The following is a 23,108-nucleotide window of genomic DNA, read 5'->3' on the forward strand; positions in this document are numbered from 1 at the left end:
TGATGCTTGTCAGGGCGCACCGAAGCGCGCTCCCTGACGGCAATGGACCAGAACACGCCCAGGGAACAAGGTGGGGCAGCTCAGCGAGATGCGGTACGCACCGCACTCGTGGTGCTCGGGTTGTGCTTTACGCTGGCTGTTCTTGGCCGCGGCTTAAGCGAGAGCTTCACCGTCTTCCTCAAGCCGATCTCCGAAAATCTTGGCTGGGATCGCGCCCAGGCCGTCTCGATCTACTCACTGACGTGGCTCATCAGCGGGCTGACAGCGCCGCTGGTCGGCCGCCTGTTCGATCATTCCGGTCCGCGCATCGTGTATGCGCTCGGCCTGTTCCTGCTTGGCTCCGCCTTCCTGATCGCGGGCCAAGCGCACGCACTCTGGCAATTCCAGCTCTCGATCGGCGTTTGCGTCGGCATCGGCGTCGCCTTCATCGGCAATGTGCCCAATTCGATCCTGCTCGGCCGCTGGTTCGGCCCAAAGCTGCCGACCGCCATGGCGGTGGTCTATTCGGCGATGGGCGGCGGCGTGCTGGCCTTGCTGCCGGCCTCGCAGCTTCTGATCGATCATCTCGGCTGGCGCGAGACCTACCAGGTCTACGGCCTCGCCGCGCTCGCGCTGCTGGTGCCGCTGCTGCTGCTGCCCTGGCGCATGTTCGCGGCCGGCTCGCCGCACGTCTCCAAGAGGAGCGATCCGGATTTCGTCGACAGCGGCTGGACGCTTGTGAGCGCGATGCGTCATCATGCCTTCTGGGCGCTGTTCTCGACCTTCTTCTTCACCGCGGTCGGCATGTATTCGATCGCGGCGCAGATCGTGGCGTATCTGATCGACGCCGGCTTCCCGCCGCTCCAGGCTGCGACCGCATGGGGCTTCTCCGGCGTCGTCCTGGTGTTCGGCATGCTCGGCGTCTCCGTGCTCGACGGCCTGATCGGGCGCCGGCCATCGGTGCTGCTCAGCTACGCGATCTCGATCCTCGGCATTGTTCTGCTCTGGCTGCTGCAGCATTATCCCAACGTCATCCTGCTCACCGGCTTCGTCGTCTGCTTCGGCAGCATGATGGGCTCCCGCGGGCCGCTGATCACCGCAACCGCGATGAAGATTTTTCGTGGCAAGCGCGTTGGCACGATCTACGGCACGATCTCGATCGGCAGCGGCCTCGGCTCGGCCTTCGGCTCATGGAGCGGCGGCCTGATTCACGATGCCACGCACGGCTACAATCTCCTGCTCGTCTTCGCACTTGCGAGCGTCGTGCTGGGCATGATTCCGTTCCTGGTCGTCCCCGCTTTGCGGGAGTAGGTCTCTCAGAGGTAACCTGCGCGAATTCACGTCACCGGGGAACTACTGACGGCTGCGGCGTGAACACGCGCAAAAAATGCGAGTCGCGCGAGGCTGAAGGCCGGGCCTGCGGTGTTTTGTGGACATGACGAAAATGTCAGCGCGGAATTGGTCCCGGGTGGCTTGCGAGCCAGGACCGAATACGGTCCAAGTCGCAGCATTGGATGGAGGGCAAACCAATGGACTTTCCTTATCTCACTCGCTTTCAACCGGTTCTCCTGAGCCTGTTTCGCTTCATCACCGGCCTCTTGCTGTTCCAGTATGGCGTCGCCAAACTGTTCAAGTTCCCGGTGCTCCCCTACTTCGCGAACATCCCGCCGCTGATCTACGCGGCCGGCACGCTCGAGCTTGTGCTCGGCGGGCTCCTGATGGTCGGCCTGTTCACCCGCCTCGCGGCTTTCATCCTCTCGGGTGAAATGGCCTTCGCCTACTTCATGGGCCACATGTTCAAGGGCGAGACGCCGGTCTTCCTGCCGTTGCTCAACGGCGGCACCGCCGCGATCCTGTTCTGCTTCGCATGCCTGTACCTCTCGGCAGCCGGCGCCGGCCCGGTCAGCGTCGATGCCGCCATGGGCAAGAAATAGCCGCCGGGGCGGCGCATTCGCGCCGCGCAGACACAGCCATCATAGCTTGCAAGGACGACGGCACCGGCAGACCGGCGGTGCCGTCTCAGCGCGCCCCCAGCACGTTCCAGATCAGAACGAGGGCCGCGACGAGCAGCAGAGACATGATGATGCGATGAACGAATCGAGTCATTGCAGGTCCGTCCATATCTCTAATTTAGCTGCCAAAACCCAAGATCGATTCCCTTCCTCAAATGGGCCGTCGAGCTCCTCCACAACTACGCCCAAGCGCTCCAGGACGAGGTGACCGCGGGCAAGCTGACGCCGGCCGAGGCCAAGAGCCTGTTCCATCAGCGCGGCCGCCGCATGAACGTCAACGGCAACCAGGGCTATCCGGTGGGCTACAATCAGGATGGCGCGCTCGTCGTGCATGGCGCCGATCAACAGCTCGAAGGCAAGATCACCGGCGCCAAGGATTCCAACGGCGTGCTGATCGCCGACGCCAGGCCGGCAGCGAGACCGCGCAGGGCGGCGTCACCTCCTATCTCTATCCGCATCCGCGTCCCGGCCGGACCGAGCCGGTCCGCAAGACCGTGTTCGCGCGCAAGTTCGCGCCCTGGAACGTGACGATCAGCTACGGCCTTTATGTCGACGACATCGACGCCGACGTGCGCGCCTTGACGGTGGATCTTGGCATCGTGCTCGCGGCAGCCTCAAATCTCTCCAAGCAGGCCGAACAGCTCTCCGGCGAGGTCGGAACGTTCCTGAAGGGCGTGCGCGCGGCGTAGGAGCCACACAACGCTCCAAGCGATCGCCGTCAGCCCGGGCTTGTCCCGGGCATCCACGTTCTTGATGCCGTATGGTGAGGCGTGGATGGCCGGGACAAGCCCGGCCATGACGCCGTAATAAAGCAGCCCGCTCCTAACGCCGCGCGAGGCTGCAACCGCTCGACAGCTGTCGTGTCGATCCAGTCGAGCCGTCATTCGACTGAGACGGGAATTCATCGAACGGCGAGTTCTGCTTGCCGGTGTTGAATTCGAAGATCTTGCGGAAAAGGCCGGGTGCCATCGCGGAGATCGGATTGACGCGCATCACGGGCGCGGCCGGGGTGCCGACGACCTCATAGGTCACGCCGATCAGCCCCTCATTGTTGCCGCCGCCGAGGAAGATGCCGAACAGCGGGATCTGGCCGAAGATGTTGTTCACGCCATACATCGGCACGAAGGTGCCGCTCATGCACACCTGGTTGCCGGGATAATCGATCGAGCCCTCGATGGTGGCACCGATCATGGGGCCTTTGACCACGCCGTCGCGGATCGTGAGCGCGCCGTTTTGCCGGGTGAACTCGGCGCGCAGCGCGTTGAAGGAGACGCCGTTGCCGGTGCCGTTCGGCGCGCCTGCCGCGACGCGCTCCAGCTGCGCCTCGCCCTTCACCGTGAAGTCGCGCACGTTGATGAGGCCCTCGCGCGCCGTGTTCGGCTCGGAGGTCGGCGGCTCCATCGCCACGACCATCTGGCCACCGACCGCCTTGGTGTAGATATCGGTGAAGCGCAGCAGCGCGCCCGCATCGTTTGTCTGGAGATAGATCACTTCGCGGTTGCCCTGGGCGCGGCCACCGCGCAGATCGGCTGCCACCGGCGTGTCGCGGCCGATCTTGCCGCTGAGCGTGAAGGCTTTGATCGCGCCGTTGCGTTTCGACATCTTGGCATCGACGCTGCGCATCGCCTCGCCGTTGAAGCCGGCGACGGCACCAAGCTTCACGTCGATATCGAAATCGACGTTCTTCATCCTGTTCTTGGCGTCATCCTTCGAATTGCCCGAGATTGCCGACTTCAGGAAGCCCCGGCCGTCGAAGACGTCGCCACGCATCGTGCCGCGCAGCACGCCGTCCTGACCGCGTTCGGCCTTCAATGAGGTCTTGTCGCCGTCAGACGGCGAATACGTCGGGAAATTGACGTTCATGAGCTCGCCGTTGGCGTCGACCTCGAGCGAGCCCTTGATCGAGGCGCCGCCGCCTTCGACGACGATGTCTTCCAGGCGCGTCGATTGGGCCGTCGGCACCACCTTGAAAGTGGCCTTGCCGGACTTGCCCGGCAGCTTGACCCAGCCGGGCAGGATGTTGTCGAGCTTGACCGAGGTCAGGTCGGCCTCGACGCCGAGCTTCGTCGTCTGATCCGGGCCGCTGGCGATCTTGCCCGACAATTTGATCGGCAATGATCCGCTGACGGCGGGGCTGAGATCGAATCCCAGGCGCGCGCGGCTGGCATCGTCCAGCGTCGCCTGCAACCTGACATCCGCATCGCCCTCGGCCGGCTTGCGATAGTCGAGCGAGGCCGCCTGGCCGTTGATCTTGACGTCGCCCTTGACTTGGTAGCCCTGGTTACTGGCTGATATCTTGAGGTTGTTGGCCTCGAGTTTCTGGTTCATCACCAGCTTGTCGGCGGCAAAGCCGTTGAGCTCGGCGCTGACGGCATAGGCGGTATCAGCCTTGGTCAGCTCGCCCTTGACCGGCATGCCGAGCTGGATGTTCGCGGAGAACGTTCCCTTGCTGGTATTGGGATCGACGACGGTTGCCGACAGATCGCTCAGCCGATCATTGGCGAGCATCTCGGCGGCCGCCGGCACCGAGCCTTCGACACGGAACCTGCTCCGCGACGGCGACGGCTTGGGCGCCATATCAGGCACCTCGAACACGAAGTCGGAGATCGTGACCTTGCGGCCGGAGGGCGTATCCGCAACCCCCTGCCCGATGTTCACGGTCGCAGTGCGTCCGGTCACGCGCGCCTTCAAATCGGCATCGCGCACCACCGGCATGCCATCCACCGGGCGGACCGCGACGCCGCTCGCGACGATGTTCACCGACAGACCGTCGTCCGGAATGGGCGGGCCCTTGCGCGGCAGGTTCCTGGTCGGCGAGTTCACGCCGATCTCGATGCGCTGGAGCGTTCCGCGCTCGATCCGTTCGATCACCCATTCACGCAATTCGGGCACGATCAGCGTCGGCCACATCCGCTTCAAGGCGGAGGCCGACATCGGCGTTCCCGCAAAGCCGAGGGTCAGCCGCGGCTCGCCCGAATAGTCGAGCGCGCCGGTGCCGGCGACGCCGATCTCGCCGTTTGAGACATCGGCCTGCGTCAGCAAGATGCGCTTGTGGTCGGTATCGAAGCGGAAGCCGATCGCGATGCGGTTGAACACGAGCGGCGGCTCGTTGTCGATGCCGCCGAGCAGGATCGAACCCCCGCTGAAGCCGAGCTGCCAGTCGTTGGTGGTGCCGTTGGGCGGCTCCAGATGACCCAGCAGCGTCAGGCGGTTCGCGCCGGAGAGAATCTTGAATGGTGCGACCAGCACCCGCCGGTTCGCATCCCATTCGACGTTGATCTCGGCCGAGTCGATTCCCATGGGATAGTCGGGCGTGTCGCTGTCGATGATGTTGCCGGCGCCGACCGCGATCTTGCCGCGGAAAAACGTCGGCACGCCGTCGCGGCCGAGCTCACCCTTGAGCTCGCCCGTCAGCGGCAGGTCGGCGGTGTAGGTGAGGTCCTTCACCCGCAGCGCCAAGAGGATGTTGGAGGTCGAGACCTTGTCGGCCTTGATGTCGACCGAACGCACGCCGTTCTCGGCCGGGCCGATCGTGGCGCGCAACATCCACGGGCGCGCGCCCTCCTCGCCGAGGCTGAGCGCGACGCCGCCGTGGCTCGGCCGGCGCAGGCTGAGCGTGATGTTCTCAAACGACCATTTGCTGCCGCGCTGCTGATCGTCGACGATCAGATTGCCGTTCTTCAGACCGATCTCGTTGAGGTTCTGGCCGTCGAGGCCGGTCATGCTCAGACTATCGAGCCAGTCGAGGCCCTGGAGGATGCCGCTCTGCGCGGTCGCCTGCGGTACGGCCTGCGACACCTCCGGGCTCGCAGGCGCGGTCGCGAATGGCGGCGGCGGGACACCGTTACGCGGGAATGTCGGCGGCAGGCCCGCGTCCTTCTTCGATGCGACACCGGTCGCCAGCGGCTTTGCGGTGTCGCCGGCGGACACGGTGACAGTCCCGTCAGGCGCGATGCGGATTGCGAGCTCGGCATCGACGAGGTTGAGGCTCTCGGCGCGCAGGTGCCCCATCAGGAGGGCTGCACCCGACAGCTTCACCTCGGCCTTCGGCGCGCTGGCGACGATGGCGTGATCGCGGTCGCGAACGATGATGTCTCGGATGCGGACGGCGACTCGGACCCGGCCGGCGCGCTCGATCTGGGTGCCGCCGACCTCAACCGTGTTGCCGTGGCCGATATTGTCCTCGATCGCAGCCGCCAGCCATGGCGTGGCGATGTCGAGATTGATCGGACCGGCACCGAGCCGCCACCACAGCGCACCAAAGCAGCCGACGAAAATGACGACCAGGGTGCCGACGACCACGGCCATGCGCTTCAGCCAGCGGCCGCCACCCACCCAGCGGCGTAACGCGCCGAATCCGTCACCGAACCGATGGAAGCCCGACCCGGAACGCGCCAGCAACCGGCGTGCGCGATAGCCCGCCGCCGCTTCCTGATCCGGATCCCAGTCGGCGTCATCCCATTCCTGCGGCTCATATTGGCCGCCGCGCCGATCGAAATCCCGGTTGTAGTCCTGGGGCGACGTATTCCTTGCCATTGCCTCTCGATACAGGCGCCCGTCATTGGATTGAGCGCTGCCGGGACCGCAGCCGTCCGCGGGAAGTGAAGCTCCCTGCGGCGGCACTGCCGCCATACCTCGAATATTCCTGCTGTTCGTCATTTCGCCCCGGGAGCGCGTTCAACGAGCAGTGGGGTGGTGTGTGGAATTCCTTGTAACCATACTCCGGCGTCGTCAGACTTGCCCAGCCGAGGGCGCGATTCCGGCACGCCGGACGAGAGCTGCAATACCGCTTCGGTTGACCCGCCGAAAGCGTCGAAAGGAAGGCGTATGTCCAAGAAATCCCGAAAGAAATCGTCCAAAACGTCCTCCGGCAGTCCGACAGCGAAAAAGAAGACCGCAAAAACGCGGGCCGCGACTCAAACAAGATCCGCGAAAACACAGCGGACACCGGCACGCAAATCAACCGGGACCATAGCAAAAGCAGGATCGCATAAGGCCGCCTCGAAACAGTTAAAGTCATCCAAATCGGCCGCCCCGCCCGCTACGGCGAAGTCCGCTTTGGCCGAGGGCCAAAAGGCCCCCGCGTTCCGCCTGCCTCGCGACGGCGGCGACGTGGTCACCTTGGCGGACTATGCCGGCCGAAAGCTGGTCCTGTTCTTCTATCCCCGCGCCGACACTCCCGGCTGCACAAGGGAGGCGATCGACTTCACCCGCCTAGTCGGCGCCTTCGCTGCCGCCGGCACCGCCGTGCTCGGCATCTCCGCCGATCCGTTAAAGGCCCAGGAGAAGTTCCGCGACAAGCACAGGCTCGGCGTTCCTCTCATCTCCGACGAGAAACATGAGATGCTGGAAGCCTATGGGGCATGGGGCCAAAAATCCATGTACGGCAAGAGCTTCCTGGGGATTCTTCGCACCACGGTACTGGTCGGGGCGGACGGTAAGGTGGCCCGGGTCTGGCGTAACGTCCGGGTCGACGGCCATGCCGACGAGGTGCTGGAGGCGGCAAGAAGCCTTTAACCAGTCCTTTAAATTCGCGCGCTCCTATTTCCGGAAAATTAACCATGACCAGCCCAGATTGCTGCGGCAATTGAGCCGCAAGGAACCCATCCGACCGGCGCGGGAGTGCCGATGTCGAAAAGTTCTGTCCAATACTCGCACTACCCCCAACATCATCCTCACGACCACGGTCGGGCCTTCCAGCGCCGTCCGGCCGCCGCGGCGGCGGCAACCGCGATTCCCCTGCCCGCTACCGACGATGCCTACACCATCGTCCATGCCGGCAAGCAGGTTCGCTTCGGCCCTGTGGTGTTCTGGATCGTGGTCGGCACCGTGGTGCTGCTCGGGCTGTGGTCGGCAGCGACGGCCACCTATTTTGCGTTCCGTGATGACGTCCTGACCCGGCTGATCGCCCGTCAGGCCGAGATGCAATACGCTTATGAGGACCGTATTGCCGAGCTTCGCGCCAAGGTCGACCGCACCACCAGCCGCCAGCTGCTCGACCAGGAACAGTTCGACCAGAAGCTCGACCAGATTATGAAGCGACAGACGGCGCTGGAGTCCCGGGCCACGGCGCTCGGGGCCATGCCCGACGTCACCGGCTCGATTCCCCGCGCCGCCCCGCAGCGCGGCGATTCGAGTCAAACCACGCCGAAGCCGTCGCCGATCAGCGACACCGTGATCTTCGTGGCGCCGCCGGATCGCGAAGCGCGTCTCGAATCGCGCGCGCCGACCGTCGTGGCGGCGCCGACCAACCAATTCGCCAAGAACCAGGGTTTCGACAACGTCCTGGTCCGGCTCACGACATCGCTTGATCAGGTCGAGCGGCGCCAGATGGCGGCGCTCAACGCCGTCGAGGAAAGCATGGATTCACGCATGCGCCGGATGCGCGGCGTGGTCAGCGATCTCGGCCTGAACCTTGCCCATCTCGAAGCCGCCGTGCCGCGCTCCGCGATGGGCGGGCCGTTCGTCCCCGTCAAGCTGACGGCCAATGCCGGACCGTTCGAGAAGCAGCTCTATCGCATCAACACCACGCGCGCCGAGATGGACCGTCTCAACCGCACGCTGGCGCTGGTGCCCTACCGCAAGCCCGTCATCGGCGAGGTCGAGTTCACCTCCGGCTTCGGCGTGCGCAGCGATCCCTTCCTGGGCCGGCCCGCTATGCACACCGGCCTCGATTTCCGCGCTGCCACGGGTGACCCCGTCCGCGCCACCGCCTACGGCAAGGTGGTTTCCGCCGGCTGGTCCGGCGGCTACGGCCGCATGGTCGAGGTCGACCACGGCAACGGGCTTTCGACCCGCTACGGACATCTATCCGAGATCAACGTCAAGGTCGGCGAGATCGTGAAGATCGGCCAGGTCGTCGGGCTCGTCGGGTCCACTGGCCGTTCCACCGGTCCGCATCTGCACTACGAAACCCGCATCGAAGGCGAAGCGGTGGATCCGCAGAAGTTCTTGCGCGCCGGCGTGCGTCTCAGCGCGGGCTAGCGCGGAAAGCGCTGACGATCACTGGCTGCGCTCGTGGCCGACCTCGCCGGTGATGACGTCGCCGAACAGCTCCCACGCATGACCGTTGAAGCGCATCAGCTGCATCTGCTCGATCGGAAAATAATCGTCCGGTGAGGTGTTGACCGTGATGCCAGGCAGCATCAGGTCGGTGTGGAAATCCCTCAGGTTGGCCGCCTGCTTCATGACGTTCTCGCGGGTGAGATTGTCGCCACACTGCTTCAGGACCTGCGCCACCGCCTCGGCCTGCACATAGCCGTAGATGTTGTTGGCGTTGGCCTTGTCGCCGTCAGGATAATATTTGTCCATGAACTCGCGCCACTTGATCACCGCAGGGTCCTTGTCCCAGGTCGGGTCGGTCGGGTCCTTGAGGTAAGCAGTCGAGATGATGTCCTTGGCATAGTCGAGCCCGGCGGGCTTGAGCACCGATGCGACTGACGTTGCGGTGTTGGCAAGGAAGAACTTCGGCTTCCAGCCGAGCTCACCCACCTTCCGGATCGCCTGCGCGGAGCCCTTCGGCGCGGCCCATGAGAAGAAGATGTCGGCGCCGGAATCGTGCAGGGCCACGATCTGCGAGTCGATCGAGGGATCGCTGACCTCGTAGGACTTGTCGGCGATGATCATGCCGACCTTGTCGCCGAGCCCGTCCTTCAGGCCCTTGAACTGGTCCTTGCCGGCGTCGTCGTTCTGCCAGAACACCGCGATCTTGCCGTTCGGAAACTTGTCGCGGATGTATTTTGCGTAGATCCGCCCTTCGCTCTGGTAGTTCGGCTGAAAGCCCATGGTCCACGGGAAATTCTTGGGATCGCCGAACTTGGTGCCGCCGGAGGCGACGAAGAGCTGCGGCACCTTCTTGGCGTTCATGTATTTCATGATCGCGGAGTTCGAGGGGGTGCCGAGCGCCTGGAAAATCAGCAGCACCTCGTCGCTCTCGACCAGCTTGCGCGCCTGCTCGATCGCCTTCGGCGGCGAATAGGCATCGTCATAGCTGATGAAGTTGATCCTGCGTCCGTTGATGCCGCCCTGGTCGTTGATCATTTTGAAATAGGCGGCCTCGGTCTTGCCGATCACGCCATAGGATGACGCCGGCCCGCTATAAGGCATGATGTTGCCGATCTTGATCTCGGTGTCGCTGGCGCCGGGGTCATATTTCTTCTGCGCCAAACCCGGCGTCGCGACGAGCGCTCCGGCAACAAGCATGGCGAGGGCAGCGAGATTCTTGCGACGACCCGGCATCGTTCTCTCCCCTATTGTATTTTTGTTTTGCTGGAGTGTCGCAAGGAGGACAGCGGCTGGCAAGCGTCACGATTTTCCGCGTGGTGAAACGGCGGAATTGAACCCCACGACGCGCCGCAGCAGGTGCAAAGTGCGCCCGTCAATCACCAGCAGCGCACTGCCGACGACGATGGCGCCCGCGATCTCGCGGCTGGAGATGGGCTCACCCAGCACCAGCCAGCCCAGCAGGATGGCGGTGACGGGAATGAGCAGCGTCACCAGCATCACATTGCTCGCGCCCGAACGCCGGATGATCTGGAAGAAGACGATATAGGCGAGTGCCGTCGACAGAGCAGCGAGGCCGAGCACGGCGAGCCACGTCGCGACGCCGGGGTTGCAAGGCGCCATGGCTGCTCCACCACGCCAGCGACGACCGCCACCATCACCGTCGACGCCATCAGTTGAAACGTGGCCGTCCCCAGTGGCGCTGCGTCCTTCAGCAATCGCCGCGCCGCCAGCGCCGCAAAGCCATAGCTCAGTGCGCCGCCAAGGCAAAGCAGGATGCCGAGCCCCTGCCCCGGCCTTGTCTCGAAGCCCCATCCACGCAACAGCATCACGCCGGCAAGGCCCAACGCTACCCCGGCCAGGCGGCGCATCTGCAAGGCCTCCTCGCCCGCTGCAATCATGACGACAATCGTGAACATCGGCGTGGTCGCGTTCAGGATCGACGCCAGCCCGCTCGGAATGAATGTCTGGCCGATCACGATGAACGAGAACGGGATGACGTTGATGAGCAGCCCGATCGCGACAAACGGCGTCCAGTCCGCCCAGCTCTTGGGAAAGCCGATTCCCTGCATGCGTAGCAACGGCAGCAGCAGGGCCGCGCCGAGCGCAACGCGCAGAAACACCAGCGTCAGCGGCGGCAACTCCCGCAACGCCGCGCCGTTGAAGAAGAACGAGCCGCCCCAGAGAATTGAGAGCACAACGAGCAACGACCAGTCGCGCGCATCGATCCGCTTGTCGTTCGGGGGCATGCGTCTCGCCTCGGCGGCCAAGTCCGTCCGCATAGAACGGCACGACTGATAGTGCCACCCGATTTCCGTTGAAGCACAGTTTTGCAGAAGCGTTGCTCGGAATGGATCCAGCGACGAGGCCATTCCATCGATGCGATGGGCTAGGACGGCTTCTTCGGCCGCGACACCAGCTCGATCATCCTGCCTTCGTCGTCATCCGGCAGCGCGGCCCTCGCCTGCGCATAAGCCTCGACTGCAGCGCGCGAGACCAGCGGCTTGTCCGCCAAGAGACTCTCGGCGAGCTTCACGGCGTAGGCGGCATCCTTGTGCCGCAGCGCTGCGGTGAAGGTCGCGCCGGAAAAATCGCGGGCGACCATGCGCTTGGAGTGGCGCTGCACCTGCGGGCTTGCGGCCACGCCCGCCTGGATCGACTCCAGCACGAGGTTCATGTCGAGCCCGGCCTGCTCGGCGATGGCAAGGCCCTCGGCAAGCCCGGCGATCTGGATTGCGCCCAAGAGATTGTTGATGAGCTTGTAGACCGTGCCGGAGCCAACCGCGCCGAAATGGCGGATGGTCGAGCCGATTGGTTCGAGATAGGGCCGCGCACGCTCGAGATCGGCCGCATCGGCGCCGACCAGCAGCGTCAACTTCCCGGCCGCCGCCGCGTCCGGCAAGCCGGTCACGGGGCAATCGATATAGATCAGCCCGCGCGCGTTGAGCTCGCGCCCCATCTCGCGGGCGTGGTCATAGGAGACGGTGGAACACTCGATCGCGATGGTGCCGGCCTTCGCGGTCTTGGCCGCGCCGTTCGGCCCCAGCCAGACTGCGCGGGAGGCCTCGTCATCGGCCACCATGGTCACGACCGCGTCGGCATCGATCGCGGCGTCCTCCGGCGAGGTCGCCCAATGCGCGCCGCGCGCAATCAGGTCTTCCGCCTTGGCCTTGCTGCGATTCCACAAGCTCACGGTGAAGCCGGCATCGAGATAGCGGCCGGCCATGCCGTGGCCCATCCGTCCAAGCCCGATGAAGGCGACGCGGGGCATAATCAGTCCACGTCCTCGACGTCGCCGGCGGTCGTGCCGAAGGCGCGCTGCGCCAGCGTCGCCGCCATGAACTCGTCGAGATCGCCGCCGAGCACACCCGCGGTGTCGGACGTCTGCACGCCCGTGCGCAGATCCTTCACCATCTGGTAGGGCTGCAGCACGTAGGAACGGATCTGGTGACCCCAGCCGATATCGGTCTTGGCGGCCTGGTCAGCCGCGGCCTTCTCCTCGCGCTTCTTCAGCTCGATCTCGTAAAGCCGCGCGCGCAGCATGTCCCAGGCCTGTGCCCGGTTCTTGTGCTGGGAGCGGCCGGCCTGGCAGACCACGGCAACGCCGGTCGGAATATGCGTCAGGCGCACCGCGGATTCGGTCTTGTTGACGTGCTGGCCGCCGGCGCCGCCCGAACGCATGGTGTCGGTGCGGACGTCGGATTCCTTGATGTCAATCTTGATGCTGTCGTCGATGACGGGGAACACCTGCACGCTCGAGAACGAGGTGTGCCTACGCGCATTGGAATCGAACGGCGAGATGCGCACCAGACGATGCACGCCCGCCTCCGTCTTCAGCCAGCCATAGGCATTATGCCCCGAGACCTGGATCGTCGCGGACTTGATGCCGGCTTCTTCGCCCTCGGACTCCTCGAGGTACTCGACCTTGAATCCGTGGTTCTCGGCCCAGCGCGTGTACATGCGCAAGAGCATCTGCGCCCAGTCCTGGCTCTCGGTGCCGCCGGCGCCGGCATGGACTTCGAGGTAGGAATCGAAGCGGTCGGCTTCGCCCGACAGCAGCGCCTCGAGCTCGCGGCGCGCCACTTCCTTCTTGAGGTTTTTCAGCGCGGCTTCGGCTTCGGCAACGACACCGTCATCGCCCTCGGCCTCGCCGAGCTCGATCATGCCGATGTCGTCTTCGAGCTCCTGCTCGACCTTGCCGATGCCGGACAGCGCATCCTCCAGCGAGGTGCGCTCCTGCATCAGCTTCTGGGCTTTCTGGGGATCGTTCCAGAGATTGGGATCTTCTGCGAGCTTGTTCAGCTCAGCGAGGCGCGCCGTCGATTTCTCGACGTCAAAGATGCCTCCTCAGCAGCCCGACTGACTGCTTGATCTCTTCTACCAACCGTTCGATTTCGGCGCGCATGTTGTTCTCGGGTCTCGCGGAAATCCCGCCTGCAATTCGAGATGGGGATGTAGCGGCGGCGGCTGCAAAGCGCAACCGCCGGAACCGCGATCGTCTGTCTTATCCGCGGCCTAGTACAGTCCGCCGGTGCCCGGCCGCATGAAGAAGCCGGCATCGGGCTGCTGCTGTTGCGAGGCCGGCATGCGGCCGTCGGCATCGGCCACGCCGATGACGGAGTAATTATCCGGGGGCGCCGTACCCGGTTTGAAGGCTTCGAGGATCGTCCCGCCGGTCTCGCCCGGCCCGGCGCGCATGCCGGTCTTGGCGACGACGCGCACCAGCTTGATGCCGGCCGGCACCTTGAACGGAACGGCGGGCTTGTCGGCGAGCGCGAGCTTGAGGAAATCGCGCGCGATGGGTGCAGCCAGATGGCCGCCGGTCGCGGCATTGCCTTTGCCGAGCGGACGCGGCTTGTCGTAGCCCATATAGATGGCGACGGCGATGTCGGGCGAGAAGCCGACGAACCAGGCGTCCTTGGCCTCGTTGGTGGTGCCGGTCTTGCCGGCGATCGGCTTGCCGACCTCCTTCACCACGGTCGCGGTACCGGCCTGGACCACGCCTTCCATCAGCTCGGTGATCTGATAGGCGGTCATGGAGTCGAGCACCTGCTCGCGGCGGTCGATCAGCTGCGGCTCAGGCTGGTTCTTCCAGCCGCCCGGCGCATCGCAGCCGCGGCATTCGCGCTGGTCGTGCTTGAAGATGGTATGGCCGTAGCGGTCCTGGATGCGGTCGATCAGGGTCGGCTTCACGCGCCGGCCGCCGTTGGCGAGCATCGAGTAAGCCGTGACCATGCGCATCGCCGTCGTTTCGCCGGCGCCGAGCGCGTAGGAGAGATAGTTCGGCAGTTCGTCATAGACACCGAAACGGCGGGCGTATTCGCCGATCAGCGGCATGCCGATGTCCTGCGCGAGGCGCACCGTCACGGTGTTGAGCGACTGCCGCAACGCGTTGCGCAGCGTCACCGGTCCCTGGAATTTGCCGGAGGAGAAGTTTTCCGGCCGCCACACGCCTGCGCCCTGGCCCTGGTCGATTTCGATCGGCGCGTCGAGCACGACGGTCGAGGGCGTGTATCCGTTGTCGAGCGCGGCCGAATAGACGATCGGCTTGAACGACGAACCCGGCTGCCGATAGGCCTGCGTGGCGCGATTGAACTGGCTCTGGTCGAAGGAGAAGCCGCCGACCATCGCAAGCACACGGCCAGTCCAGGGATCCATCACCACCATGGCGCCGGACACTTCGGGGATCTGGCGCAGCCGGTACTGACCTTCGACCGGCTGTCCCTCCTTGGTGTAGAGCGGATCGGCATAGATCACGTCGCCAGGTGCAAGCACCTGCGCCACGGACGTCGGCGTCTTGCCCTTGGCGTTGCCTTGGGCCGCCCTCGCCCAGCGCACGCCGTCGAGCGTGACGAGGCCGGTCTCGCGCTGCTTGCTGATGGCGCCGCCGAGCTCGCGGCTCGGCTGGAAGCCGATGCGTGCCGACTGGTCGCTGGTCTCCAGCACCACCGCCATACGCCACGGCGAGATGTCGGACAGCGACTTGATCTCGGCAAGCTTCACGCCCCAGTCGCCGGAGATATCGAGCTTGCTGATGGCGCCGCGATAGCCCTGCTGCTCATCGTAGTTCACGAGGCCGGCGACCATGGTCTTGCGCGCCATGACCTGGATCTTGGGATCGAGCGTGGTGCGGACGGAGAGACCGCCCTCGTAGAGCTTCTTCTCGCCGTAGCGCTCGAAGATGTCGCGGCGGACTTCCTCGGCGAAATATTCGCCGGCGAAGGTGTGGGCACCGTTGGAGCGGTTGGTCACGGCCAGCGGCTCCTTGCGCGCCTTGTCGGCGTCGGCCTGCTTGATCCAGCCGTTCTCCAAGAGACGGTCGATGACGTAGTTGCGGCGCTCGATGGCGCGATCGCGGTTACGGACCGGATGCAGCGTCGCCGGCATCTTCGGCAGCGCCGCCAGATAGGACGCTTCCGCCACCGTCAGCTCGTTCACCGACTTGTCGAAATAGACGAGCGAGGCGGCTGCGATACCGTACGCGCCGAGGCCGAGATAGATTTCGTTCAGGTACAGCTCGAGGATCTTGTCCTTCGAGTAGGTCTTCTCGATCCGCATCGCGAGCAAGGCTTCCTTGATCTTGCGGGCGAAGGAGACCTCGTTGGTGAGCAGGAAGTTCTTGGCGACCTGCTGGGTGATCGTGGAAGCACCCTGCGGACGGCGGTTGGAGCCGTAGTTCTGCAGATAAAGCAATCCGGCGCGCGCCATGCCGGTGTAGTCGATGCCGCCATGCTCGTAGAAATTCTTGTCTTCGGCCGCGAGGAAGGCGTTGATCACGAGCTTGGGCACCGCCTGGATCGGCAGATACAGCCGCCGCTCCTTGGCGTATTCGCCGAGCAGCGAGCCATCGACCGCATGCACGCGCGTCATCACCGGCGGCTCGTAATCCTGTAGCTGAGAGTAGTCCGGCAAGTCCTTGGAGAAATGCCAGATCAGGCCTGCCACGGCCCCGACACCGACAAGGAACACCACCGTTCCCGCGGCGAACAGGAAGCCCATGAACCGCACCAGCAAGCGCATTATCTGTTTATCCGTTCAAACTCTGGATCAGCCCAGTATCAGCCCAGTATCGGTCCCTTGGCACCCCAAACAGGCGCCAACCTCACGTCGCGAATTCACCGGCTTACGCAATCACATCAATGCCGGACTTAAGACGCTTGCCGAACAGGATTCTCGCCGATTCCGGAACCCCCTGCGGGGTTTTTATAAAGCGTCCGCTGTGGCCAAACTAGGGCCTTTGGGCCGGGAGGGACAAACCGTTTCAGTTCGACGTCCCGGCTGTGGCCATCCGCTTGGTCAAAAATCCGTCGATCGCCTGTGCCATCGAGCCCACGGCGCGGGATCGCCACCCCTCGGAGACCAAGTGCTCGAGGTCTCCCTTGTTGGAGACATAACCGATCTCGACCAGTACCGAGGGCACATCGGGCGCCTTCAGGACTCGGAAGCCGGCGGACTTCAGGGGATGCTTGTGCATCCGCACCGTCTGCTTCATTTCCCCCATCAATAGGCGGGCGAAACGGTTTGAAAAGGTGCGGGTTTCCCGCTGCGTGAGGTCGATCAGGATGTCGGCGACGTCGGTCGGCTCCTCCGCGAGGTTGAAGCCGGCGATCGCATCGGCCCGGTTCTCCGCATCCGCCAGCCGCTGGGCCTCGGCGTCGGACGCCTTGTCGGAGAGCGTATAGATGGTCGCACCTTGCGCATCGCCCTCGGCACGCGGCAGCGCATCGGCATGAATCGAGACGAACAACGCCGCCTTGAGATTGCGGGCGATCTTGGTCCGGTCATTGAGGGGAATGAAGGTGTCGTCGTCCCGCGTCATCACCACGCGGTACTTGCCGGCCTTCTCCAGCTTGTCGCGTAGCGCCAGGCCAAAAGCCAGCACCAGGTTCTTCTCGCTCTCGCCGCTCGACTGCGTCCCGTTGTCGATGCCGCCATGCCCGGGATCGATCACGACCACCGGACGGCCGTCAGCCTTCTGCTGCGCGGCTTCCGGCGCCGTCGGGCTGGGAACCGTGGCAGGCGGCGCTTCCGCGATTGCGGGCCGCAGCTCAGGACGGTTTTCAGGGGCAAGCGACGACACGAAGGCGGTGCGGTCGACCTCCTCCAGCTCGAGCACGAGCCGGGCCGGCTGGCCATTGGCCGCCTCGAGCACGTAGGAATTGGCGATCTTCGCCGGCCCGGTCAGGTCGAACACGATTCGCGAGCCGCCGGGCATGACGAGCCCGTAGCGGAAGGCCTTGACCAACCCCCGTCCCCCGCTCCCGGTACCGGCAGGCAGCTGAAAATTGACTTGCGGCACATCTACCACCACGCGGTAGGGGTCGGCCAGCGTGACGGCGCGGAAGGTGACGGTCTGGTCGAGGTCGAGGATGAAGCGGGTCTGCCTGCCATCGCCGGCCAGCCGGGCGGCCGAGGCGACTGGAAAATTCGATGCCGCAACAGTGGGTTGCAGTTGGCTTTCCGCAGCAATGAGGCGCGAGGAATCAGCACACGGCAATGCCGCGATGCACAGCAACACGCCTCCCAGCAAAACCTGTCGATTTGTGCGGCTCGCCACCGATTCCGTGCCTCCGAGCAGCCCTCTTAACGCAATAGAACCACAGGGTTAATCGCTCCTTAATGACAGAGCTGCGAAACTCGCCGACTGTGACCGCCGTGCGACGCTCCCTTGCACGGATGGCTCATTCCTCGTATGTACGGAATGCTGACGGCCGATATTCCCGGTTGTGTCGCATTCAGCCTTCCGGTGCAGCGCCGGAACTCCCAAGGTTTGGGAATTCCAGCGTTTTCCGCTTCCCTCTAAGACCAGCGCGGTGCGCGGCAGCGAGGTGAAGCGGGTCAAGCCCCGGCGGCGGACGGTCTCGGGTTACCACTCATGTTACCGGGACGGTTCTGACAGCGACGTAACCCATTACCCGGCCCCTTGATCCCAAGGGGGCGGTTCGTGATCCTAAGGCGAGCGCGCTCGCGCCGTGCCTGGCCAGCAGCAACTGATTGAAGGGCGGCCTCGCCGCCCAATGTTTCATACGGGCCGACGCTTGATGCGCCAGACTGTGCCGACGAAATCTGAAGGATCATTCGCGACGCTGCGGAGTGACAATCCCGCGCGTCGCAATGGTCCTGAAGCTTCCGGTTCGGCAAGGCGCGAGAGACGGCGTTTCGGCCTTCCCCTCAGCCCCGAATCAGGTGGACCGTCGCGTCACCCGGCGGCGCGATACGCGCCCACGGTTTATCGCGTCCGCCGCCGCCAAGAGTTAAGACATGCCCAACAAGATGTTGATCGATGCCACCCACCCGGAAGAGACCCGGGTCGTCGTGGTCCGCGGCAATCGCGTCGAAGAGTTTGATTTCGAGACCGCGCAACGCAAGCAACTGCGCGGGAATATCTACCTCGCCAAGGTCACCAGGGTCGAACCCTCGCTCCAGGCCGCCTTCGTCGAATATGGCGGTAACCGCCACGGCTTCCTCGCCTTCAGCGAAATCCATCCCGACTACTACCAGATCCCGGTCGCCGACCGGCAGGCGCTGATCGAGGCCGAGGAACAGGCCCATCGCGAGGCCGAGGAAGAGAGCGAGAACCGCTCGCACGGCCGCCGCCGTTCGCGCCACCGCAGCGCCCGCCGCCGCGGTCATGGCGAACGCGTGCGCAGCGATATCGTCGAAGGCCTCGACGCCGGAGCCGATCCCGTCGCGCAGCCCGTCGAGGACGCGACACCGCCGGAACACGAGGGCGAGCCCCTGCACACCGAGGCGGAGCATCACGGCGAGCATGAGGGCCACGATCACGATCATGACGAACATGATCACGATGATCATCATCACGCCCATGATGACGAGCACCATCACGCTCACGATCATGACGCCCACGATCATGAGGGCGAGCGCGATCCTCACGACCATGGGCATGCCGATGAGACGCCGGCTCCCGTCGCTGCGGTCGGCGCCGAGCCCGTGGTCGCGACCGAGACCGTTACCGAGCCGCAGCCGGCCCAAACCTTCGAGACTGCCCCCGAAGCTCATGCCGCGGAAGCGCATGCGGAACGTCTGGCTGAAGCCGTGACATCAGCGGCCGAGCCGGCCGATGCCGTCTACGCCGCCGGAGAGGGCACTGAAGCGCCGCATGCCGAGCCCGTGGACGCAGTCGGCGAGGATGACGAGGACGAGGACGGCGAGGATGCCGAAGAGGAAGTCGTCGAATCCGTCGGCGGCGACGACGTGCTGGAGGAAGTGCCGGAGCGCACCTTCCGCCCGCGCCGTCAGTACAAGATCCAGGAAGTCATCAAGCGCCGCCAGGTCATGCTGGTGCAGGTCGTCAAGGAAGAGCGCGGCAACAAGGGCGCGGCGCTGACGACCTACCTCTCGCTCGCCGGCCGCTACGCCGTGCTGATGCCCAACACCGCACGCGGCGGCGGCATCAGCCGCAAGATCACCAGCGCGCAGGATCGTTCGCGCCTCAAGGAAGTGGTGCAGGATCTCGACGTGCCCGAGGGCATGGGCATCATCCTGCGCACAGCCGGCGCCTCCCGCACCAAGCCGGAGATCAAGCGCGATTTCGAATATCTGATCCGGATGTGGGAAACGGTACGCGACCTCACGCTGAAGTCGCAGGCCCCGACCCTCGTCTACGAGGAAGGCTCGCTGATCAAGCGCTCGCTGCGCGACCTCTACAACAAGGAGATCGACGAGATCCAGGTCGCCGGCGAGGCCGGCTACCGCGAAGCGCGCGATTTCATGAAGATGCTGATGCCCGCCAATGTCAGCGCGGTGAAGCAGTATCGCGACGGCCAGCCGCTGTTCTCGCGCATGGGCGTCGAGAGTCAGCTCGATGCGATGTTCTCGCCGACCGTGCAACTGCGCTCCGGCGGCTACATCGTGATCAACCAGACCGAGGCGCTGGTCTCGATCGACGTCAACTCCGGACGCTCGACCCGCGAGCACCACATCGAGGACACTGCGCTCAAGACCAATCTGGAGGCGGCCGAAGAGGTCGCCCGCCAGCTTCGCCTGCGCGACCTCGCCGGCCTGATCGTCATCGATTTCATCGACATGGACGAGAAGCGCAACAACCGTGCGGTCGAGCGCAAGCTGTCCGACTGCCTCAGGCAGGATCGCGCGCGCATCCAGGTCGGCCGCATCTCGCATTTCGGCCTCTTGGAGATGTCGCGCCAGCGCATCCGTGCCAGCGTGCTGGAGTCCTCGACCGATCCGTGCCCGCATTGCGGCGGCACCGGCCACGTCCGCTCGGTGTCTTCGGTGGCGCTGCAGCTCTTGCGCGGCCTCGAAGAGATCCTGATGAAGGGCGCGACCCACAACCTCGTGGTCCGCACCCGCACCGACGTCGCGCTCTATGTGCTGAACCACAAGCGCGGCCATCTGCGCGACCTCGAGAACGGCTTCAAGGTCACGCTGTCGGTGATCGCCGATCCCAGCGTCAGCGGTCCGCAGGCCTATGTGATCGACCGCGGCGAGCAGGTGCATACGCTCGAAGCCGCCAAGGCGCTGCTCGCTGCGCAGGCCGCTGCGAGCCCGCCGCCACTGGCCGAAGAAGCCTATGACGACGAGGATGGGTTCGACCTGGAGACTGAATCCGAGGTCGAGACCGACGAGACCGAAGGTCTTGCCGACGAGCAGGCTGCCGGCGAGGCTGCCTCCGAGCAGGACGGCCAGCGCCGCAAGCGCCGTCGCCGCCGGCGCGGCCGCGGTGGCCAGCGCGACAGCGAGTTGCGCGAGGATACCGCCTCCACGCTGCCCGAAGCGGCCATGGCGGCCGGTGAAGGTGAAGACGAGACCGAGTCCGAGCAGGACGGCGAGGAAGGCGAGGAACAAGCGGCCCGTGGCGAGCAGCAGGGCGGCGGCGAGCGCCGGCGCCGGCGTGGTCGCCGCGGCGGACGCCGCCGTCGCGGTGGCGGCGAGGAAGGTCTCGCCGGATCCATCAACGACGAACTCGGCACCAATCCGCCGCTGGAAGCTGCCGGCGCGGTGGCCGATTTCGACGGCTTCGGCAGCGAGACCGCGCCCTCGATCGCGCAGACCGAGCACATCACCGAGCCGCAAGTCGAGCAGCCTGAGCCGCGCGCCGAGGTGCAGACCGAAGCGCCGGCCCAGCCGGAGCCGGCTCCCGCCGCGACCGCGACGCCGGAAGAAGAGCCCGCCGGCGACAAGACCGCGCGGCGCCGCTCCACCGTCCGGGAAAAGGTGAGCTTCCTGCTGAACAGTCAGCCCGAGCCCGCAACGCCGGTGGCGCAGGCGACCGAACCGGTTGCTGCGCCTGCGCCGGCACCCGAGCCCGCGCCGGAGGCCGCAAGCGAAACCCCGGCCGCACCGCGCCGCGCCGGCTGGTGGTCACGCCGTTTCGGCGGCGGCCAGTAAGCCACACTCATGGAAACGCCCGGCCGAGCCGGGCGTTTTTCGTTGCGTGCAAATGTCCTTGCTCGCGCGAGCGGGCGTCTTGCTTGCGTGAGGTTGATGGTAGCCATGATGCGGCCGACAGACATGCGGTCGAACTCGCAAATATCCTCCGGCGCACAAAACTGGTGTGCAGCGCATCCAACCCGGCTTCCGATGTGCTAAGTCGTCTTGACGACTTAGAAGAGGACCAGCGTTGTCAGAGCTTTGTGATTCCAGTGCCGTTGAGCTGCGTCGCCTGTTGGCCGCACGGACGATCTCGCCTGTCGAACTCCTCGACGCCTGCCTGTCGCGCATCACCGCCGTCAATGGCGCCGTCAACGCCGTCGTGACTCTGGATGAGCCGGGCGCACGTGCAGCCGCGAAGGCAGCCGAGGCAGCCATCCTGCGCGGCGAGGATCGCGGCGCGCTGCACGGCCTGCCTGTCTTGATCAAGGACACGCAGGACACCGCCGGGATGCGCTCCACCTATGGCAGCCCGCTGCTGCGCGACAACGTGCCGGCCGCCGATCAGGGTTCGGTCGCTCGCTTGCGCGCGGCCGGCGCCATCATCTTCGGCAAGACCAACACGCCGGAATGGGCGGCCGGCGGCAACACCCGCAATCCCGTGTTCGGCGCGACGGGCAACCCGTTCGACCCCATGCGTTCGGCGGCGGGCTCGTCCGGTGGCTCGGCGGTGGCGCTCGCCTGCGGCATGGCCCCGCTCGCCTCGGGCTCCGACACCGGCGGAAGCTTGCGCAATCCGGCCGGCTTCTCCGGCATCGTCGGGATGCGCCCGTCCTACGGCCTCGTGCCGAGCGAAAAGCGCATCTTCGGCTGGTCGAACCTCTCGACCGATGGGCCGATGGCGCGCAACGTTGCCGACGCCGCGCTGATGCTCTCGGTGATGGCGAGCGACGATGCCCGCGATCCGCTCGCCTACACCCTGCCCGGCGAACCGTTGCGGGCCCGTGCCGAGCGCTGGGCCGCGCCGCGCCCCGCCAATCTCGGCAAGCTGCGTCTCGCTTTCACCGAAGACTTCGGCTTCGCACCGACCGAGCAGGCGATCCGCCGCGTGTTCCGCGCACGCGTGAAGAAGCTTGCACCGCTGTTCGCCGACTGCCGCGAGGCCACACCCGACTGCTCCGGCGCCGACGACGCCTTCGCCGTGCTGCGCGCCGGCATGTTCCTGGCGACGCATGGCAAGAATTACAAAGAACGTCCCGAGATGCTCGGCCCCAACGTCCGCGCCAATGTCGAGGAAGGCCTCGGCTACACGCTCGAGGACTACGCCCGCGCCGCCACGACACAGACGCGGATCTATCGAGCCTACCAGACCTTCTTCGCAAATTGCGACGTGCTGATCAGCCCGACCATCACGCTGAGCCCGCGGCCGTGGTCGGAGCTCTATCCCGCCGAGATCGACGGCGTGCCGACCAAATCTTATTTCCACTGGCTCGCGCTCGCCTATGCCGTCACGCTGCCCGGCCATCCCGCGATCAGCATTCCGCTCGGTCTCGATGAAGCTGGCCTTCCGTTCGGCCTCCAGATCGTCGGCCCGCGCGGCGGCGATGCGATCGTGCTCTCGGTCGCCGCGAGCATCGAGGCTGCGTTCGCGAACGATGCGCAATTGTGCCGCCCCGTGCCCGATTTCGCACGGCTCGCCGCGGCACCGCCGCTATCGGCCGCACCAGATTTCCTCACCTGGGAATGACCCGGGCCTGACAGGAG

The 23,108-nt window shown here is 65.3% G+C and carries 15 protein-coding genes and 2 pseudogenes; 8 read left to right on the forward strand and 9 right to left on the reverse strand.

The window, feature by feature from the left end:
- The first annotated feature begins 42 nt into the window (after positions 1–42).
- From P6U27_RS19280 to P6U27_RS19295, 4 genes and pseudogenes are all read left to right on the forward strand, one after another.
- Positions 43–1,290 carry an MFS transporter gene (locus P6U27_RS19280; protein ID WP_407194460.1) on the forward strand — a complete coding sequence of 416 codons (1,248 nt, stop codon included), beginning with the start codon at positions 43–45 and terminating at the stop codon, positions 1,288–1,290.
- 218 nt (positions 1,291–1,508) lie between these two features.
- On the forward strand, positions 1,509–1,913 hold the full coding sequence (locus P6U27_RS19285) for a DoxX family protein (RefSeq protein WP_122403420.1): 405 nt from the start codon (positions 1,509–1,511) through the stop codon (positions 1,911–1,913).
- Positions 1,914–2,195: 282 nt separating this feature from the next.
- Positions 2,196–2,330, forward strand: a pseudogene (locus tag P6U27_RS19290) (hypothetical protein); the annotation flags it as partial.
- A 185-nt stretch (positions 2,331–2,515) separates the two neighbouring features.
- Positions 2,516–2,680: a hypothetical protein gene (locus tag P6U27_RS19295; protein WP_407194546.1), complete on the forward strand. Its 165-nt coding sequence runs from the start codon at positions 2,516–2,518 to the stop codon at positions 2,678–2,680.
- Here the strand turns inward: P6U27_RS19295 and P6U27_RS19300 are convergent.
- Together P6U27_RS19300 and P6U27_RS19305 are read right to left on the reverse strand one after the other, a co-directional pair.
- Complete coding sequence (locus P6U27_RS19300; protein ID WP_407192344.1) at positions 2,606–2,788, reverse strand: hypothetical protein; 183 nt, start codon at positions 2,786–2,788, stop codon at positions 2,606–2,608. The two genes, P6U27_RS19295 and P6U27_RS19300, sit on opposite strands and share 75 nt — an antisense overlap.
- 25 nt (positions 2,789–2,813) lie before the next feature.
- Complete coding sequence (locus tag P6U27_RS19305; protein ID WP_407192345.1) at positions 2,814–6,623, reverse strand: DUF3971 domain-containing protein; 3,810 nt, start codon at positions 6,621–6,623, stop codon at positions 2,814–2,816.
- 195 nt (positions 6,624–6,818) lie between these two features.
- Here P6U27_RS19305 and P6U27_RS19310 point away from each other — a divergent pair, with 195 nt between their 5' ends.
- Both P6U27_RS19310 and P6U27_RS19315 read left to right on the forward strand, forming a co-directional pair.
- On the forward strand, positions 6,819–7,508 hold the full coding sequence (locus P6U27_RS19310; protein ID WP_407192346.1) for a redoxin domain-containing protein: 690 nt from the start codon (positions 6,819–6,821) through the stop codon (positions 7,506–7,508).
- A gap of 111 nt (positions 7,509–7,619) precedes the next feature.
- Positions 7,620–8,975 (forward strand): M23 family metallopeptidase, encoded by a 1,356-nt coding sequence (locus P6U27_RS19315; protein WP_209295864.1) that lies wholly within the window; start codon positions 7,620–7,622, stop codon positions 8,973–8,975.
- 18 nt (positions 8,976–8,993) lie between these two features.
- Here P6U27_RS19315 and P6U27_RS19320 read toward each other — a convergent pair whose 3' ends face one another.
- From P6U27_RS19320 to P6U27_RS19350, 7 genes and pseudogenes are all read right to left on the reverse strand, one after another.
- Positions 8,994–10,229 carry an ABC transporter substrate-binding protein gene (locus P6U27_RS19320; RefSeq protein WP_407192347.1) on the reverse strand — a complete coding sequence of 412 codons (1,236 nt, stop codon included), beginning with the start codon at positions 10,227–10,229 and terminating at the stop codon, positions 8,994–8,996.
- Between the two features lie 66 nt (positions 10,230–10,295).
- Positions 10,296–11,242, reverse strand: a pseudogene (locus P6U27_RS19325) (DMT family transporter).
- A gap of 140 nt (positions 11,243–11,382) precedes the next feature.
- On the reverse strand, positions 11,383–12,264 hold the full coding sequence (locus P6U27_RS19330) for an NAD(P)-dependent oxidoreductase (RefSeq protein WP_122403425.1): 882 nt from the start codon (positions 12,262–12,264) through the stop codon (positions 11,383–11,385).
- A 2-nt stretch (positions 12,265–12,266) separates the two neighbouring features.
- Positions 12,267–13,398, reverse strand: a protein-coding gene (prfB, locus tag P6U27_RS19335; RefSeq protein WP_122403426.1) for a peptide chain release factor 2 whose coding sequence is annotated in 2 segments (ribosomal slippage) — positions 12,267–13,328 and positions 13,330–13,398 — 1,131 coding nt in all. Because the reading frame shifts where the segments join, the coding sequence is not laid out codon by codon here.
- 110 nt (positions 13,399–13,508) lie between these two features.
- Positions 13,509–16,013: a penicillin-binding protein 1A gene (locus P6U27_RS19340; protein ID WP_209295861.1), complete on the reverse strand. Its 2,505-nt coding sequence runs from the start codon at positions 16,011–16,013 to the stop codon at positions 13,509–13,511.
- A 241-nt stretch (positions 16,014–16,254) separates the two neighbouring features.
- Complete coding sequence (locus P6U27_RS19345; protein ID WP_129142848.1) at positions 16,255–17,550, reverse strand: N-acetylmuramoyl-L-alanine amidase; 1,296 nt, start codon at positions 17,548–17,550, stop codon at positions 16,255–16,257.
- 614 nt (positions 17,551–18,164) lie between these two features.
- Positions 18,165–19,028 (reverse strand): hypothetical protein, encoded by an 864-nt coding sequence (locus P6U27_RS19350; protein WP_407192348.1) that lies wholly within the window; start codon positions 19,026–19,028, stop codon positions 18,165–18,167.
- 21 nt (positions 19,029–19,049) lie between these two features.
- Here P6U27_RS19350 and P6U27_RS19355 point away from each other — a divergent pair, with 21 nt between their 5' ends.
- Both P6U27_RS19355 and P6U27_RS19360 read left to right on the forward strand, forming a co-directional pair.
- Positions 19,050–21,362: a ribonuclease E/G gene (locus P6U27_RS19355; protein WP_407192349.1), complete on the forward strand. Its 2,313-nt coding sequence runs from the start codon at positions 19,050–19,052 to the stop codon at positions 21,360–21,362.
- A gap of 232 nt (positions 21,363–21,594) precedes the next feature.
- The gene (locus tag P6U27_RS19360; RefSeq protein ID WP_407192350.1) at positions 21,595–23,091 is read left to right on the forward strand and encodes an amidase; all 1,497 of its coding nucleotides are present in this window, start codon (positions 21,595–21,597) and stop codon (positions 23,089–23,091) included.
- The last annotated feature ends 17 nt before the right edge of the window (positions 23,092–23,108 follow it).

This window comes from Bradyrhizobium sp. STM 3566 (genome assembly GCF_045571445.1).
GTDB classification, from domain to species: Bacteria; Pseudomonadota; Alphaproteobacteria; order Rhizobiales; family Xanthobacteraceae; genus Bradyrhizobium; species Bradyrhizobium vignae.

What these genes read in the sequence shown, in the direction of transcription:
- P6U27_RS19320 (WP_407192347.1), bottom strand. Translation starts at nt 10,229, where the DNA reads ATGCCGGGTCGTCGCAAGAATCTCGCTGCCCTCGCCATGCTTGTTGCC.
- P6U27_RS19300 (WP_407192344.1), bottom strand. Translation starts at nt 2,788, where the DNA reads ATGGCCGGGCTTGTCCCGGCCATCCACGCCTCACCATACGGCATCAAG.
- P6U27_RS19305 (WP_407192345.1), bottom strand. Translation starts at nt 6,623, where the DNA reads ATGGCGGCAGTGCCGCCGCAGGGAGCTTCACTTCCCGCGGACGGCTGC.
- P6U27_RS19310 (WP_407192346.1), top strand. Translation starts at nt 6,819, where the DNA reads ATGTCCAAGAAATCCCGAAAGAAATCGTCCAAAACGTCCTCCGGCAGT.
- P6U27_RS19350 (WP_407192348.1), bottom strand. Translation starts at nt 19,028, where the DNA reads ATGCGCTTCCGCGGCATGAGCTTCGGGGGCAGTCTCGAAGGTTTGGGC.
- P6U27_RS19315 (WP_209295864.1), top strand. Translation starts at nt 7,620, where the DNA reads ATGTCGAAAAGTTCTGTCCAATACTCGCACTACCCCCAACATCATCCT.
- P6U27_RS19285 (WP_122403420.1), top strand. Translation starts at nt 1,509, where the DNA reads ATGGACTTTCCTTATCTCACTCGCTTTCAACCGGTTCTCCTGAGCCTG.
- P6U27_RS19280 (WP_407194460.1), top strand. Translation starts at nt 43, where the DNA reads ATGGACCAGAACACGCCCAGGGAACAAGGTGGGGCAGCTCAGCGAGAT.
- P6U27_RS19340 (WP_209295861.1), bottom strand. Translation starts at nt 16,013, where the DNA reads ATGCGCTTGCTGGTGCGGTTCATGGGCTTCCTGTTCGCCGCGGGAACG.
- P6U27_RS19330 (WP_122403425.1), bottom strand. Translation starts at nt 12,264, where the DNA reads ATGCCCCGCGTCGCCTTCATCGGGCTTGGACGGATGGGCCACGGCATG.